Annotated in this window: 16 protein-coding genes and 1 riboswitch; all 16 genes read left to right on the top strand. The window is 46.3% G+C overall.

Going from position 1 to position 16,786, the window contains the following annotated elements:
- The first annotated feature begins 86 nt into the window (after nucleotides 1-86).
- Complete coding sequence (locus tag ACR32F_RS21070) at nucleotides 87-350, top strand: acyl carrier protein (protein WP_440110443.1); 264 nt, start codon at nucleotides 87-89, stop codon at nucleotides 348-350.
- On the top strand, nucleotides 347-1,210 hold the full coding sequence (locus ACR32F_RS21065; protein ID WP_440110441.1) for a hypothetical protein: 864 nt from the start codon (nucleotides 347-349) through the stop codon (nucleotides 1,208-1,210). The genes ACR32F_RS21070 and ACR32F_RS21065 overlap by 4 nt, the downstream gene beginning before the upstream one ends.
- Nucleotides 1,211-1,228: 18 nt before the next feature.
- Nucleotides 1,229-1,981 (top strand): thioesterase II family protein, encoded by a 753-nt coding sequence (locus ACR32F_RS21060; protein ID WP_440110439.1) that lies wholly within the window; start codon nucleotides 1,229-1,231, stop codon nucleotides 1,979-1,981.
- Between the two features lie 28 nt (nucleotides 1,982-2,009).
- Nucleotides 2,010-4,343 (top strand): FtsX-like permease family protein, encoded by a 2,334-nt coding sequence (locus tag ACR32F_RS21055; RefSeq protein WP_440110437.1) that lies wholly within the window; start codon nucleotides 2,010-2,012, stop codon nucleotides 4,341-4,343.
- 12 nt (nucleotides 4,344-4,355) lie between these two features.
- Entirely contained in the window at nucleotides 4,356-5,123 is a 768-nt protein-coding gene (locus ACR32F_RS21050) for an ABC transporter ATP-binding protein (RefSeq protein WP_440110435.1), read from the top strand.
- Between the two features lie 60 nt (nucleotides 5,124-5,183).
- Complete coding sequence (locus ACR32F_RS21045; RefSeq protein WP_440110433.1) at nucleotides 5,184-5,810, top strand: TetR/AcrR family transcriptional regulator; 627 nt, start codon at nucleotides 5,184-5,186, stop codon at nucleotides 5,808-5,810.
- Nucleotides 5,811-5,842: 32 nt separating this feature from the next.
- On the top strand, nucleotides 5,843-7,168 hold the full coding sequence (locus ACR32F_RS21040; protein ID WP_440110431.1) for an MFS transporter: 1,326 nt from the start codon (nucleotides 5,843-5,845) through the stop codon (nucleotides 7,166-7,168).
- Nucleotides 7,169-7,393: 225 nt separating this feature from the next.
- Nucleotides 7,394-8,050: a stage V sporulation protein AA gene (locus tag ACR32F_RS21035; RefSeq protein ID WP_440110429.1), complete on the top strand. Its 657-nt coding sequence runs from the start codon at nucleotides 7,394-7,396 to the stop codon at nucleotides 8,048-8,050.
- A complete protein-coding gene (locus ACR32F_RS21030; RefSeq protein WP_440110428.1) occupies nucleotides 8,037-8,459 on the top strand; it encodes a stage V sporulation protein AB in 423 nt (140 codons plus the stop codon). Before ACR32F_RS21035 ends, ACR32F_RS21030 begins: the two co-directional genes overlap by 14 nt.
- Before the next feature lie 81 nt (nucleotides 8,460-8,540).
- Nucleotides 8,541-10,151, top strand: a complete 1,611-nt coding sequence (locus tag ACR32F_RS21025; RefSeq protein WP_440119965.1) for a spore germination protein — start codon at nucleotides 8,541-8,543, stop codon at nucleotides 10,149-10,151.
- A 103-nt stretch (nucleotides 10,152-10,254) separates the two neighbouring features.
- The gene (gene lysA, locus ACR32F_RS21020) at nucleotides 10,255-11,586 is read left to right on the top strand and encodes a diaminopimelate decarboxylase (protein ID WP_440110425.1); all 1,332 of its coding nucleotides are present in this window, start codon (nucleotides 10,255-10,257) and stop codon (nucleotides 11,584-11,586) included.
- Nucleotides 11,587-11,967: 381 nt separating this feature from the next.
- Nucleotides 11,968-12,399, top strand: a complete 432-nt coding sequence (locus ACR32F_RS21015; RefSeq protein ID WP_017687646.1) for a peptidylprolyl isomerase — start codon at nucleotides 11,968-11,970, stop codon at nucleotides 12,397-12,399.
- 147 nt (nucleotides 12,400-12,546) lie between these two features.
- Nucleotides 12,547-12,711: riboswitch (FMN riboswitch) on the top strand.
- A gap of 356 nt (nucleotides 12,712-13,067) precedes the next feature.
- The gene (gene ribD / locus ACR32F_RS21010; protein WP_440110423.1) at nucleotides 13,068-14,171 is read left to right on the top strand and encodes a bifunctional diaminohydroxyphosphoribosylaminopyrimidine deaminase/5-amino-6-(5-phosphoribosylamino)uracil reductase RibD; all 1,104 of its coding nucleotides are present in this window, start codon (nucleotides 13,068-13,070) and stop codon (nucleotides 14,169-14,171) included.
- 42 nt (nucleotides 14,172-14,213) lie between these two features.
- Complete coding sequence (ribE, locus tag ACR32F_RS21005) at nucleotides 14,214-14,882, top strand: riboflavin synthase (protein ID WP_440110421.1); 669 nt, start codon at nucleotides 14,214-14,216, stop codon at nucleotides 14,880-14,882.
- A 51-nt stretch (nucleotides 14,883-14,933) separates the two neighbouring features.
- Nucleotides 14,934-16,172, top strand: a complete 1,239-nt coding sequence (locus tag ACR32F_RS21000) for a bifunctional 3,4-dihydroxy-2-butanone-4-phosphate synthase/GTP cyclohydrolase II (protein ID WP_440110419.1) — start codon at nucleotides 14,934-14,936, stop codon at nucleotides 16,170-16,172.
- Between the two features lie 86 nt (nucleotides 16,173-16,258).
- Nucleotides 16,259-16,726, top strand: coding sequence for a 6,7-dimethyl-8-ribityllumazine synthase (ribH, locus tag ACR32F_RS20995; RefSeq protein WP_440110417.1), 468 nt, complete (start codon nucleotides 16,259-16,261; stop codon nucleotides 16,724-16,726).
- Nucleotides 16,727-16,786 lie beyond the last annotated feature (60 nt).

Raw genomic sequence — 16,786 nt, 5'->3', positions numbered from 1 at the left:
GGGTGATGCCTAAGGCAGGTTAAGCATGGCAGAGCGGGCAACGAAACTTGAAATAATGAATACCATTATTAAAGGGGGAACTGCACTTGGATTACCGTGAGGATATTCGAAAGTTTATCGGAGAGAATCTTTCAACGAATTATGAGGGAACAGGCATTTCGGATGATGAAAATTACTTTGAGCTTCGTTTTGTGAACTCCTTGTTTGCCATGAGGCTGGTGGACTTTGTGGAAAGAAATTTTGATATTGAGATTGGAAATGAAGATCTGGATTTGGCCAATTTCAGTACGATTAATCGTCTGCAAGCCTTAATCGAAAGAAAAATGCTCAACAAGGAGGCAACGCGATGAACGCTGCAAGTATGGTAAACCCTTCGAATAAGTACATGTATATGTTTTTAGGCATTTCATTTGGTGTTTGTTACGGTATTGCCAGTCTGTTCATGTTCTTTCCAGACTTTATTGTTCCTTTAACAGGAGAATTGACACTCATGCACCCATTAGCCATCATTGCTCTTTACTCTCCGTCCCTTGCTGGAATTCTCACCTGTTATGTGATGGGCGGTGGGAAAGCTGTCAAAGGCATGTTTGCTAAAATGCTGCCCCGAAAAAAGGATTTATTCTGGATTCCGCTCATTATTGTCATTTCCATCATTTTTGCGGCAAGCATGCATTACGGTTCTTTGTTATTCGGCATACCTGTTCCAGAAATTCCATATAGTGTACCTGAAATGATCTGGCTAGGTATTCTGAATCTGTTTAAGGAAACGGGACTAATCGGTGGTTTGTTTGGATGGATCGGATTTTTGCTTCCGTTTCTGCAAGGTAAATTGAAGAACAATATTACGAGCGGTCTGATTACCGGGTTGCTGTTTGGAATGTGGGTTCTGCCAGGTTATCTCATTTCTTCTTTTGGTACATCCACAACGTACATATATTATGTGGTGCAGTTGATGGCGTTCATTGTATTCCAAAGTTATATCTTTAACGCCACCAAAGGTACATTGTTTTTCTATTTGCTGGCTTTCTGGCTTGTAGCAACAGGCAGCCAGATTAATCTGTACTACTTTAATCCACAAGTTCAGATTATGCAGTTTGTGTTCTTCGTGCTTGCAGCCATCATCCTGCATGTTGTTCTCAAACGAAAAAAGGTGGATCTTACCCTACAAACGTTCCCTGCATATGTTATGGGCCCATCCAAATCAGTCTAAGAGCAGAGGGGGATTACAGTGGAGCAGATTCATCTTGAAAAATTAAACAGTGGCGCAGGAAGCGGACAGATGGTCTGCTTCCCCTACCTGGGGGGAAGTTCGTCCAGTTTCAGGGGCCTCGCCGGTTACCTTACCGGGTTGGAAGTGTGGGCTTTCAATCCTCCCGGACATGGCGTAGATACTCAAGCTCCCGTGGAGGATATGCAGAGAATGAGCGAGCTGTGCTGTCAAAGGTTGTTGGAGATCGTTAGACCCGGGTGTATTCTGTTTGGACATAGCCTTGGTGGAATCGTAGCTTATTTCGTAGCGCTAAAACTGTATCGAGAACAGCCTGAGCTTGCCCGCACCATGCGTCTTGTGTTATCCGCCTGCAATACACCGGGGGAGTGCAAGAACAACAACTATCATCAATGGACTGATGATGCCCTGATTGAACATTTATTTTCGTATGATGGGCTTCCTAACGATTTGAGGGAAGAAAAGGACTTGTTACGGTATTTCCTTCCTGTCATTCGGGCGGATTTCAAGTTACTGGAATCATCGGCATCTATGGATAACAGCCCGTTGCCAATGTCGACGTTATATCTGTGGGGAGAGAACGACCGCAGCGTGTCCTTGCAATCTGCATTGAGGTGGACAACATATCTTGAAAAACCTATGCAAATGATTACCGTCCGGGATGGGAACCACATGTTTGTACTCCATCAGCCTTTACTTGTGGCCCATCACCTGGATCGCTTTATGACTCCGAATGAAACGATGACTAACTGAATGTACAGGAGAGGAGCCAATTTCACCTATGTTATGGAGAATGCTTAGAAATGACGTGATGAGAAAAAAAGGGATCACCGCAGCTCTTTTTATATTTATATTACTGGCATCATTGCTGGTTTCTTCCGGTACCCGAATGATTCTGGAGCTGACCAGCTCCATTCAACATTTGTTCACTGAGTCGAAGACTCCCCACTTCGTTCAAATGCATGCGGGTCCAATAAACGAAGAGAAGGTCAGCCAATGGGCTGCCAATAACACGATGGTGGAACAGTATCAAAAGGTAGAGATGCTCAATATTGATGGGGCCAATCTGTTTCTGGGTTCCGAGTCAGAGAAGAGCAGTGTCATGGACATTGACTTTGTAACCCAAAACCGGGACTTTGATTATCTGCTGAACCTCAATAGCGAGATTATTCAGGTACAAGATGGTGAGATTGCGGTTCCCGTGTATTATATGCAACAGAAAAACCTCAAGATTGGAGATCAGGTTCGTATTGAGGATGGAACGTTTGTCCAATCACTTACCATTGTGGATTTTGTACGTGATGCCCAGATGAACCCGTCTATTGTGCATTCCAAACGCTTTATTGTGAGCGAAGGTGAGCTTCAGACGCTTAAATCCCAAACGGGTGAGGCAGAGTATCTGCTTGAATTCAGGCTCGTTGACCCGGGCAGGACATCCGAATTTGAGCAAGCGTACCAGTCAGCCGGTCTGCCTAACGCGGGACCTGTGGTCACATATGGATTGTTCCAGTTACTGAACGGAATGACGGATGGAGTCATCGCAGCGGTTATTATCATGATCAGTCTGATCCTGATTGTCATTGCAATGCTGTGTATTCGTTTTACCATGCTGGCCACCATTGAAGAGGATTATCGGGAAATCAGTGTCATGAAGGCGATCGGGATTTCCGAGAATGACATCAAAAAGCTATATCTGACGAAATATGTTGCCATGGCAGGGCTGGCTTCGATCGTCGGATATCTGGCATCCCTCGGGGTTAATCGCCTGTTCATGTCGAACATTATGCTGTATATGGGCACAGCACCGGCTTCAGTAATCCATTTTGCCATCCCGCTATTGGCCGCAGGCCTCATTTTCGGAATGGTTGTGTTCTTTTGCAGGCTCGTACTACGACGGTTTAATACAATCTCTGCTGTGGAAGCTCTTCGTACGGGAAGCCTTGGCGAGACCAAGGTTAGCCGTAATCGTATGCGTTTGTCCCAAAATCGCTGGTCTTCGGTTCCCGTTTTTCTTGGTTTAAAAGATGTGGCACAGCGAATGAAGATGTTCAGACTTCTGTTATTGGTGTTCATTGTGAGTTCGTTCATCATGATTGTGCCGGTCAATTTTCTGAATACGTTGCAAGCCCCCAGTTTTATTTCTTACATGGGTGTAGGACAGAGCGATATACGAATTGACCTGAGGCACTCCGAAGGCATAGAGGAACGTTATGCTAACCTGGTGAGCCAAATGGAAAAGGATGATGATATATCCAAGTTCTCACCGCTGGTTACCAGTCAGTTCAAAGTGAAAAATGCGGAAGGCGCTTATGACAATCTGAGCGTGGAAACAGGAGACTTCACCATCTTTCCATTGTCCTACGTCAGCGGGAATGCGCCTGAGACAGCGAATGAAATCGCTTTGTCGGATGCCAATAGTGGTGAGTTGAGCAAAACGACCGGAGATACACTAGTGCTCGTGGTAGAAGGTCAGGAAAAAACGATGACGGTCAGTGGAATATATCAGGATGTTACGAATGGTGGAAAAACGGCCAAGGCGTTGCTTCCATACAATAAAGATAGCGTACTATGGTATGTGGTCAGCTTGGATCTGAAAGATACCAGCATGATTGGCAGCAAAATGGCACAATATGAACAGGCCTTTGCACCAGCCAAAGTGACCGATTTGCAAGGTTATCTGGATCAGACCCTGGGAGGTACCATAAATCAGTTGAAACTGGTTACCATTCTGGCATTGGTTATTGGGGCATTTGTGTCTGTGCTGATTACTTCCTTGTTTCTACAGATGCTGGTTGCCAAGGATAATGGTGATATTGCCATTCTCAGAAGTCTGGGGTTTGCACTTGCCAAAATCAAGTTGAAGTATATCGTCATGTCGCTAGTTATTCTGGGCGTTGGGGTTGTAGTCGGCACGTTATTGTCCAATACGGTGGGACCTTTACTTGTGAGTGGCATCATGTCATCCTTCGGGGCTTCAGATATCGTATTCGTCATTAATCCGATTCAGGCATATGTTTTGTGCCCGTTACTGCTTGCCATAACCATCATCCTCACAGCTTGGATCAGTATTCAGTCCATCAAGGAATCCAATATATCTAGAACGATTGTGGAATAGGGAGGATCATATATGACAACCATTCTTGAAGCAAAAGAAATGAATAAATCCGTTACTCTCGGCCAAAATGAAGAACATCGTATTCTAAGGGATATTAATCTTCAACTGAACAAGGGAGAGTTTGTATCCATTATGGGACCCTCGGGCTCCGGGAAATCGACCTTGCTCTACAATATTAGTGGTATGGATCAGATCAGCGGAGGCAGTGTTTATTTTGATGGCAAGGAAATATCGGCTTATGAAGAGAAAGATCTTGCACAGCTTCGCCTCAACAAAATGGGATTCATTTTTCAGAACATCCATCTGCTCAAAAATCTGAATTTGCTGGATAATATCGTGCTGTCGGCATATATGGCCAAAAATGGGAGCAGGGAAGCGATCAATGTCAGGGCACTGAATTTGATGAAAAAGATGGGGATTGACGAACTTGCTGGCAACAATATCACCCAGGCTTCTGGAGGACAATTGCAGCGTATTGCGATATGTCGGGCGCTCATTAACAATCCTGAAATTCTGTTCGGAGATGAGCCTACAGGGGCGCTGAATTCAAAGTCCACCCATGAGATTATGGATATTTTGGGAGACATTAATGCAGCGGGAACAACCATTTTGATTGTCACCCACGATGTCAAAGTTGCAGCAAGATCGGAGCGGGTTCTGTTTATGCTGGACGGCAAATTGGTCGCAGATCGCAACATTGGTAAATATGATAACAAAAAGCATGATCTCAAATTAAGGGAGAGTCAGCTATCCAAGTGGTTAACCGAAATGGGGTTCTAAACTTGGAGCTTCATGACTAGAATAGACCGACAGTCGGTCTAGTGTATCGGAGGATATGGCATGAGAGTAATCAAAAATCCGGAAGAGCGTCGAAACGATATTTTAAATGCCGCAGAAGAGCTGTTTATTACAAAAGGATATAACAAAACCGCGATTATTGAAATTTTGCAGGTATGCGAGATTGCCAAAGGTACGTTTTATCACTATTTTCAGTCCAAAGAGGAAGTGATGAATGCCATTGTCGTGCGAATCATCATGAATGGTGTTACGCAGGCAAGGCGGATAGCGGAAGATGATTCTTTGGGTGCACATGAGAAAATTTTCCGGATTATGATGGCTCAAAATCATAACCATGGCGACAAGCAGGGACTGATTGAACAGCTTCATCATGTCAACAATGTGGAAATGCATCAAAAAAGTTTGGTAGAAACGGTGATTATGCTGAGCCCCATTCTCGCAGAGGTTGTGCGGCAAGGCATTAGGGAGGGGGTCTTCGATACACCTAATCCAGAGGAGGCTATTGAATTTCTGCTGGTATCCTCACAGTTTTTACTGGACCGGGGTATCTTCAACTGGGGGGAAGAAGAAATCACCCGGAAAGTTCAGGCTTTCGTTCACATTCTGGAGCGTGTACTTGGTGCGGAGAATGGCAGTTTTTCCTATATTAAGAAGCTGTATTTTCAGTGATGAGATGATTCAAGAAAGGGGAATTACCCTGCATGGAACAAACCGTTCAGAAGTCTTTTGGCAAGTTTCTCATTGTATGGTTCGGTCAGCTGATTTCGATGATTGGTATTGGTTTGACAGCCTTTTCGCTAGGGGTGTATGCCTTTGAAAAAACCAATACGGCAACCAGCGTTGCCCTGATTACCTTGTTTACGTTTCTCCCGAATATTCTGCTGCGCCCCATAGGCGGACTGCTCGCTGACCGATTTGACCGACGCCTGATGATGATTATTGGCGATCTCGGCTCTGCTGCGGGTCTGGTTTTTATTCTGACCATTATGCTTACGGGCGACATACAATTATGGCATATCTATGTGGGCGTGGCATTCAGTGCGGTATTCTCGGCCTTACAGAGTCCAGCTTACAAAGCTTCAGCCACGGATCTCTTGGACAAAGACCAGTTTTCTAAAGGGAGTGGGCTGGTACAGCTCGCAGAATCCTCCAAATTCTTGTTTTCTCCTATTTTAGCGGGGATATTGCTGAGTGTGACCACAATTGAGGTCATCCTGATCATCAATATCCTTACCTTTTTGATTGCGACACTGGCCGTTTTCGTCATTCGCAGAAAGTTGACCGTGACACACAACGAAGAAGAACCGACTTCCTGGGTAGTGGACTTGAAAGAAGGGTGGCGGGAGGTGGTAACCAATAAAGGTGTACTGCTGCTGGTCATCATTATATCCATCATTACCTTTTATCTGGGGTTCCTGGAAACGCTGATCGGACCCATGATTCTTTCCTTTGCTGATGCAAAAACTCTGGGAACATTTCAGTCCGTCAGTGCCATTGGCATGTTGATCAGCAGCCTGTGCATTGGGATATTTACGGTGAGCAAACGGTACTCGAATGTGCTTGTCATTGGTTTAATCATGTCGGGGTTATCCTTCTCACTGATGGGTCTCTCAACCAACATCTACTTTATTATCTTTGCAGGTTTTCTGTTCCTGTCCTCCCTGCCTTTTGTGAACATGAGTGCAGACGTACTGGTACGTAATAATATTTCCAACGAAAAGCAGGGCAGAGTCTGGGGGATTATCGGCATTCTGTCCCAGCTGGGATTCATTATTGCTTACAGTCTGGCCGGATTCCTCGCTGACCATATCTTCAATCCATTAATGATGGAAGGGGGGGCACTCGCTTCAAGCGTAGGCTCTGTCATCGGAACCGGGCAAGGAAGGGGAATTGCGTTACTGTTTATCATCGCCGGACTTTTTGTCATTCTGATCGCATGTATTACATCCCGTTTGAAATCGATCAAGGATTTGGAAAAAGGGATCGACATTAGCCCGCCCGAAACCAATGCCCTGACTCACGACTAAGCAAGGGTTAGAGTCTTATCCTATAACATAGCAAGGCGCGTAACTAGAGATATCAAAGAAAAATGGACTTCCGCTTCCTGGAGATGTGACTGTTGAAAAACAGAACAGCATCGAAGGAAATAGGGAGTCCTTTTCCATTTATCCACAGCTATTTCGCCCGGGTTGTAATAAATTTGGACATTCTTCAAATACTAACCTAAATTACGCAGTAAAGGAGTGTTTCGGATGTCCCTGACACCCACTCCAACGGTCTACGTTCGTCTGCGCAGCCGTATTCGTATCCAGAGGGGAAGAGGCATCAAGCTTGGGGATTTAGCTCACTTGTTAACCTCGCCTGAAGATCAGGAAGAAAGGCTGCTTGAGCTTGAACTGCTGCGCCCCGGACCGGAGGACGGCAATCTGATCCTCATTGACATCATGCAGATCATTCCCCAGATCCGGCGCGTTTTGCCAAATGTCAGCGTTGAATTAATCGGATCGGGTCATACCCTCGTTGAGGTGGTTGTCGGAAGTGGCAAGCCTTCCAAATCACTGTTCATACTGGTATGGCTGCTCCTTTTTTTTGGATCAGCCCTGACCATTATGAATTTTCATGCGGACGTAAATATGCAGGAAGTACAGATTCGAATCGTTGAGATGGTTACAGGACGTCGGGATGAGAACCCCTATCTGTTCCAGATCGCGTATTCTATCGGAATCGGGTTCGGTATGGCGGTGTTCTTCAATCATTTATTCAAGAAGAAATGGAATGAAGAACCTACCCCTCTGGAAGTGGAAATGTTTTTATATCAGCAAAATGTAGACAAGTATGTGGTGATTGAAGAAACCGAACGTATGCATGAACAGGAACGCGGGGAGATGAATACGGATGAGCGTTCTTAATGGAGTGATCAGTATCGTGCTTGGCACCGCCGGAGGAATTGCCGTAGGAAGTGGCGTGATTGCGCTTATTCTTGTGCTCGATATGATCCCCAGATTGGCTCAGCTTACGCGATCCTATGACAAAACCCACTGGTACGAAGGTGCGTTGATCGGAGGTTCGCTGCTCGGTACTGTCGCGGACTTCTGGCATTGGAAAGTACATGGGGTGCTGATGCTCAGTCCAATCATCGGACTGTTCTGCGGTGTATTCATCGGTTTGCTCGCTGCGGCACTTACCGAAGTGCTGAATGTACTACCTGTACTGGCGAAACGACTGGGCATGAAACCTTATTTGTTCGGATTACTGCTCGCCATGATATTGGGCAAAATGACAGGTTCCCTGTTTGACTTTTTTGTATATCAACGCTAGAGCACAGGGCTGAAGGAGGATGGGAATGACATGAAGTCAGACAACACAGAGCATGAAACCGGCGAAGTGACACCGGAAGAGATGATGCATAAATCTTCTTATGAGATTCAGGAGGAAGAAGAGCAGAAGGCATACGAAAAAAAGAAGCAAAATGAGATGTCGGACAGTATAGAAGAATCGGTAGAATATTGGCAGGAAAAAGATGATATCTCTCCTCGCATGAGTGATAACAAATATACGCTAAAACAGGTATTGGGGTTGGGGGAATCCTTCGACGTCAGTATGAGGGAAATGGTTCTGGGGGGCAAACACGTTGGATTGCTGCTGTTAACCGGTTTTGCCAAGGATGAGATTCTGCTTGAAGTGTTAAAAAGATTAACCTATCTCACTCCGGAACAAGTGTCAGGACATGCATTAAAGTCGTATTTTGAATGTTATATTCCTCATATTCAGGTAGAGCGTGTGGAGAAAATGAGCGCCGTGATCAACAAGGTCCTCACCGGGATGAGTGCCATGTTTGTTGAAGGAGACCGTTCCGTCATTATTATGGACACTCGTAGTTATCCGGTACGCTCGCCTGAGGAGCCATCCCTTGAAAGGGTAGTGCGCGGCTCAAGGGATGGATTCACTGAGACACTACTGACTAACGTGGCTCTGGTGCGTCGCAGAATACGCGACCCTGGATTGAAATTTGAAATTATGCAGGTAGGACGGAGAACTCAAACCGATGTCTGTGTTGTCTATATTGATGATATTGTGGATAAGGTTCAGGTGGATTCGGTTCGTGAGAAAATTAAACGGGTGGATATCGATGGTATTCCTGCAGCCGACAAACAGCTCGAGGAAGCGATTATCAACAAGGGATGGAATCCATTCCCATTGGTTCGTTATTCCGAACGGCCGGATGTAACCGCATCTCATTTGCTTGAAGGAAGAGTCGTTATTTTCGTAGATACCTCACCCAGTGTAATGATTCTGCCAACGACTTTCTTTGACCTTTGTGAGCATGCGGAAGAGAACAGACAGACTGCCTTGATGGGAACGTATTTGCGGTGGGTGCGCTTTGCAGGGATTATAATTTCATTGTTTTTGCTGCCACTCTGGCTTCTGATGGTGATCGACCCTTCGATCAAACCGATGGGACTGGACTTTATTGGTCCACAGGAAAATGTGAAGCTGCCGATTATTCTGCAGTTTCTCCTGATCGAGCTTGGTGTGGATCTATTAAGGATGGCGGCGGTTCATACACCTACACCACTGGCTTCAGCCATGGGTTTGATTGCGGCGATTTTGGTCGGGGATATCGCTGTGAAAACAGGATATTTTGTCAATGAAGTGGTACTCTATATGGCGATTGCAGCCATCGGTATGTTCGCCACCCCGAGTTACGAGCTGGGGCTTGCCAACCGGCTGGTCAGGTTGGTTCTGTTAATCGCTGTGGCAATTTTCAAGGTACCCGGTTTGGTGGTGGGCACGACATTACTCATTTTGGCGCTCACCGTTCACCGCTCGTATAATTCGTCTTATTTATGGCCTTTCATACCTTTTAATGCAAAGGCCCTCGGAGCATTTCTGTTCCGGCTTCCTCTGCTGGAAAGTAAAAAACGTCCATCGATCAACAAAACGCGTGACAATACCAAAATGTCCGATGACCCGGACGGGGAACTGCGAAAAAGTAAAAAACACAAATGATCTGCCGAAAAATCCATTCTTCTCGCTCGACAATTTGATATACTGGTGTAAAATCATTGGAATAAGAAATGTTCCAGTATATAAAAAGTGAGGAATGCAGATTATGTATTTACATGGTACAAGTAAAATAAATGCGCAAGGACACTTGGAAATTGGTGGAGTCGATACTACAGAGTTGAAAGAACAATTTGGAACACCACTATACGTTGTGGACGAGCAATTGGTTCGTGAGCGTTGCAGAGAGTATATGGAAGCGTTCCGCGCTTCTGGACTTGGTTTCCAGGTTGCTTATGCAAGTAAAGCGTTCTGCGTGATGGCAATGTGTGCCCTTGCTGCGGAAGAAGGACTTTCCCTGGATGTTGTATCCGATGGCGAATTGTTTACAGCCCTGCAAGCAGGATTCCCGGCTGATCGCATCCATTTCCACGGTAACAACAAAACACTGGAAGAGATCGAGATGGCACTTGATGCTGAGATCGGTTGCTTCGTTGTTGATAACTTCAATGAACTTCACTTGCTGCAAGCTGTAGCTGCGGACAAAAATCGCAAAGTAAACATTTTGCTGCGTGTGACGCCTGGTGTTGAAGCGCATACGCATGAATATATCTCCACAGGACAAACGGATTCCAAATTTGGATTCGATATCGGTAACGGAACGGCATTTGAAGCGATCGAACTGGCTTCCAAGCAGTCCAACTTAGTTTTACTCGGTGTGCATTCACACATCGGATCACAGATCTTTGAGGTGGAAGGCTTCCAGATGGCAATCCAGCGTGTTGCTGAGTTTGCATCGAGCGTATATGAGCGTCTTAACGTTGCTTTCAAAGTGGTTAACCTCGGCGGCGGCTTTGGTATTCGTTATATCGATGGAGATACTCCGCTTGAAGTTTCACAATATGTGAAGGCCATTACAGATGCGGTTAAAAATCATTTTGCCCAAATCGGCTATGCCGTGCCTGAGATCTGGGTTGAACCAGGTCGCAGCATCGTGGGTGAGGCGGGAACAACGCTGTACACTGTAGGCACAAGCAAAGATATTCCAGGCGTGCGCAAATACGTGGCTGTTGATGGTGGTATGACAGATAACCCGCGTCCGGCTTTGTATGAGTCCAAGTATGAAGCTGTGCTTGCCAACCGTGCAAATGAGTCTGCTCAGGAAACCGTATCGGTTGCTGGTAAATGTTGCGAGAGCGGCGACATGCTGATCTGGGATCTGGACCTGCCGAAAGTGCAAAGCGGTGACTTGCTGGCTGTAGCTTGCACAGGCGCTTACAACTACTCTATGGCGAGCAACTACAACCGGATTCGTCGTCCGGCAGTTGTGTTTGTCAAAGACGGTCAAGGAGATGTGGTGGTACGCCGTGAGACGTATCAGGATATCATCCAGAATGACCTGGTACCTGAGCGTATTGCCAAACAGCCGGTTACCCGTTAATTCGAGAACGAGGGCTGAACTGTAAATGATAAGGGGGCTGTTTCGAAAGAGATGGTTCTCTCGTTCCAAGCGCTAACGAATCGACGAATAACGTCTCTGTGGTTCGTTAACCTCAGAACTTGTGCATGTTGGAGCGAATAGCGTGTGCTCGGTTCCTTATACCAAAATAACACTAACAAGGGGTATCCCCGTCATGTTTATGACTTAGGGGATACCCCCTTATTTTGCATCTATAGGGATAGATTTCGAAAAAAACTTGCTGATTATTTTGCGATCAATCCCATTTCGGTGTACACTAAGAAAAGTGCTGTAAAGCTTGGCCCAGGGTCAATGCGTTCTGGCACCATTAACGATGGTCAATACGAAAGGAGTCATTTACATATGGCGAAACAAGCGAAAATTAAATTGGCAAACGGCGGAGAAGTTCTGATCGATCTGTTCGATCAAGAAGCTCCAAACACAGTAGCAAACTTTGAGAAACTGGCTAACTCCGGCTTCTACAATGGTCTTACATTCCACCGCGTTATCCCGGGCTTTGTAGCTCAAGGCGGATGCCCTAACGGTTCCGGTGCAGGCGGTCCAGGTTACACAATCAACTGTGAGATCAACCCGAACAAACATGAGCGCGGAACACTTGCTATGGCACATGCTGGCCGTAACACAGGCGGAAGCCAGTTCTACATCTGCTACCAACCGCAACCACATTTGGATGGACAACATACCGTATTTGGTAAAGTAACCAAAGGTATGGAGTTTGTTGACGCTCTTGAGGGTAAAGATAAAATGGAAACTGTTGAAGTTGTAGAAGCTTAATCGGGATCTCTATATGCAAACCGTTTCGCAATATGCGAGGCGGTTTTTTATTACACTATAACTTATTAAAAGTTAGTATCTGACAAAAAGGAACAAAAAATAATTGATTTTTTGGCATTAAAGTGCTAACATCCAATTAATAACGCAACGATCCTTCAGGGCAGGGTGTAATTCCCTACCGGCGGTGATGCAGCGTGTGAGGATATCTATCCAGCATGATCTGCAAAGTCCGTGACCTGTCTGCCTATGGCAGATGGCTGATCTGGTGCAATTCCAGAACCGACAGTATAGTCTGGATGGGAGAAGGAGAGGGTGCAGCCTTCATGGGCTGCATTCCGCAGTAGTGTTGCTGCACAGAATGGACGAGATTCCAATTTGTGCAGGAAGACCCGTTTATTTCGGCAATCTTCATACATATGCCACACCATAGAAGCTCTTTACCTGTAATTAAGTTCATTAAGGTATGTGTCTGCTTTCACTTGCCTGAAATGAGATTTAGGGCGAAGTGTTGCTGGCACTGTATCAATAGTACTGCTGGTGACACATGTCTCTCATCATCCCCATCGAACGGTTTGTTCGACGGGGATTTTTTATTTGATATAGAACATGCCTCTCTCTGTTGGAAGGGAGGTCAATAACTTAGATTTTAAACCGTGGGGTGAACGGACTTGGAAATGATTAATGATGAATTTTATATGGCACTGGCTCTGGATATGGCAGAACGGGCACAAGGACAGACTGGAATTAACCCGGTCGTAGGATGTGTAATTGTGAAAGAAGGCCGCATTGTAGGTCTGGGGAGTCATCTGAAACGGGGTACGGGCCATGCTGAGGTACATGCACTTAATATGGCAGGCAGTGACGCTAAGGGGAGTACAGCGTACGTTACACTCGAACCTTGCAGTCATTATGGTAAGACACCTCCATGCAGCGAACGTTTGATTCACGAGAAAGTGAAACGTGTCGTAGTATGCTGCGAAGATCCGAATCCGCAAGTATCCGGCAGAGGCATAAGCATGCTCCGTCAACAAGGAATAGAAGTTGAAGTTGGCGTTCTAAGAGAGCGTGGAAGACGGATGAACGAAAAATTCATTAAATATATTACAACGGGTTTACCCTTCGTGACTTTAAAGACAGCTTCCACATTAGATGGGAAGATCGCTACCCGCAGCGGAGATAGCAAATGGATCTCCAACGAGTCTGCTCGTGAGATTGTGCATGCCCTTCGTCATCGCCATCAAGGAATTATGGTTGGTGTGGACACGGTAATAGCGGACAATCCGGAGCTGACGACTCGTATGCAGGTGGAAGGTATTAGCCCTGTACGTATCGTGGTGGATTCCAAGCTGCGTCTTCCTGTTGGTGCCAAAATGGTCAAGGACGGCCTTGCACCAACTTGGGTACTTACAACGGATGAGGCTAGCCCTGAAGCGGCTGAGCGTCTGGAGGCCTACGGTGTGGAAATTATACGCTGTGGTCCTGGACCACGTGTAGATCTGCTAAACGCACTCAGTAAGCTGGGTGAGCGCGAGATCGGTTCGATCCTGCTCGAAGGTGGGGGTACACTGAATGGGGCGATGCTCGAAGCGCGGTTAGTTGATCGGTTGCTTATGTTCATTGCTCCCAAAATCGTCGGAGGGTACGATACACCGGGCAGTTTCCGTTTCGAGGGTGTGGAACGCATGAATCAAGCGGTTCAATTGAATCAGCTGGAAGTTGAGCAAGTTGGAGATAATATCAGCATTGGTGGAATTCCGGTTTGGCCTGAATAGTAGAACTTTTTGGATAAAGAAATGAACAAGGGAGGCGGCAGCATGTTTACCGGTTTGGTGGAAGAAGTCGGTCAGATCCGGCGGATAGGTCGGAAAGGCGAAGCAATGGTCCTGAATATCGGAGCTTCCGCCATCATGGATGATCTGAAGATTGGTGATAGTGTGGCTGTAAACGGGGTATGCTTAACCGCGACAACGCTTGAGGGTGGAGGTTTTACCGCTGATGTGATGCCCGAAACGTATCGTCATACCAACCTCAGTCAGTTGCAATCCGGCAGCAGAGTAAATCTGGAGCGAGCCATGCTGTCAGGCGGCCGATTTGGCGGACATATCGTTCAGGGCCATGTCGATGGTACTGGCGTGATTGGCAGCATTACACGTGACCAGAATGCAGTTGTGTTCGAGATTAAACCTGATGACAGTCAGTTGTTCAAATATTTGATACCCAAAGGATCGGTTACACTGGACGGTATCAGTCTTACAGTTGTGCATACCTCACAGATGGCATTCACCGTTTCGATCATTCCCCATACCATTGGTGAGACTGTACTTGAAGTCAAAAAGACGGGCGATACGATCAATATTGAGTGTGATATTTTGGGGAAATATGTGGATCACCTGCTTCACTACGGGAAGGGACATCAGGATACCGGTGGAGGCAAGCCACGAAGCATCAGTGAGGATTTTCTCTCAAATCATGGATTTGCATAACGAACAATAAGCAAAGAAAATATAACTGAAATGGAAACTGGAGGTGGACGTATGTCAGATCAATCCATTCTGAACCCTATAGAGGAAGCGATTTACGATCTAATGCGGGGTAAACCCGTTATTGTTGTGGATGATGAGGATCGGGAGAACGAAGGCGATTTTATTGCTTTGGCTGAGAAGGCTACACCTGAAGTGATCAATTTCATGATTACCGAGGGTAGAGGTCTGGTCTGTGTTCCCATTACACAGCAACGTGCGGACGAACTTAACCTGAAACCGATGGTTCAGCAAAATACAGACTTTCATGGGACGGCATTCACCGTCTCGGTAGATCACAAGGACACAACCACAGGCATCTCGGCACATGAACGCTCCATCACAGTAAAAGGCCTGATCGATCCGGAGGCTAAAAGTGGAGATTTCCGCAAGCCTGGACATATGTTCCCGCTGATTGCGAAAGATGGCGGTGTGCTGCGCCGTGCCGGACATACGGAAGCAGCTGTAGATCTCGCCATTATGTGTGGTTCCTACCCTGCAGGCGTAATCTGTGAAGTGATCAAGGAAGATGGCACGATGGCCAGACTTCCGGATCTGCAGGAGATTGCCCGTAAGCATGATTTGAAGCTGATCAGCATTCAGGATATGATTCGTTACCGTAATGAGAAAGAGCAGCTGGTTCAACGTGAAGTGGCTGTGCGTATGCCAACAGACTTTGGTGAGTTTCAAGCGGTAGCCTATACAAACACTGTGGACAACAAAGAGCATGTGGCGCTGGTCAAAGGCGAGATTGATGGTTCGAAGCCGGTATTGGTCCGTGTGCACTCCGAATGTCTCACAGGAGATGTATTCCATTCTCATCGTTGTGACTGCGGTCCGCAGTTCGATGCAGCGCTCAAACAGATCCAGGAGGAAGACAACGGCGTTCTGCTCTATATGAGACAGGAAGGCCGCGGCATTGGACTGATCAACAAACTTAAAGCCTACAAGCTACAGGAGGAAGGTTTGGACACCGTGGATGCGAACCTGAAGCTGGGGTTTGAAGCTGACCTGCGTGATTATGGCATCGGGGCCCAAATTCTGAAAGACCTTGGCATTTGTCAGATCCGACTATTAACCAACAACCCGCGCAAAATTAAAGGACTTGAGGGTTATGGTTTGGAAGTGGTGGAACGTGTTTCGATTCAGATGGAGGAGAACGAAGACAATTCGGTTTACCTTCATACCAAGCAAGCCAAGCTGGGGCATATGCTGAAATTCGACGATATCGAACAGAATGAAGAAAAAAACTGACGTGCTGTTTTAATGTAAAATCTGGTAGATATTTTAACTGAAATCAGTTACGTACAACATATATTAAAGTTAGGGAGATGACTTGATTGGCACATTTTTTTGAAGGACATTTAGTTTCGGAAGGATTAAAGTACGGAGTTGTTGTAGGACGGTTCAATGAATTCATTACAAGCAAATTGCTCAGTGCTGCACTGGATGCATTCAAACGTCACGGCGTGCAGGACGATGAAGTGGATGTGGCCTGGGTTCCTGGTGCCTTCGAAATCCCTTTGATTGCACAGAAAATGGCCGAAAGCGGCAAATATGATGCAGTTATTACATTGGGTACGGTCATTCGTGGTTCAACAACTCATTATGATTATGTGTGCAATGAGATGGCCAAAGGAGTAGCAGCCATTAACCTGAAAACGGGCGTGCCGACGATCTTCGGTCTCGTTACGACAGAGAATATTGAACAAGCGATCGAGCGTGCCGGAACCAAGGCGGGTAACAAAGGTTGGGATGCAGCTACAGCCGCGATTGAAATGGCGAACTTGACGAAACAGCTAAAATAGTGCTTATTTAATATAGTGCCCTGCTTTGCGCAGACGAAAACGGGAGACCGAATTCGGCGG

Origin of the sequence: Paenibacillus hebaui (assembly GCF_051934385.1) — a bacterium.
In the GTDB taxonomy this organism is placed as follows: domain Bacteria; phylum Bacillota; class Bacilli; order Paenibacillales; family Paenibacillaceae; genus Paenibacillus.
The sequence above is the reverse complement of the archived record's forward strand: the minus strand, read 5'-3'. Positions and strand labels throughout refer to the sequence as shown.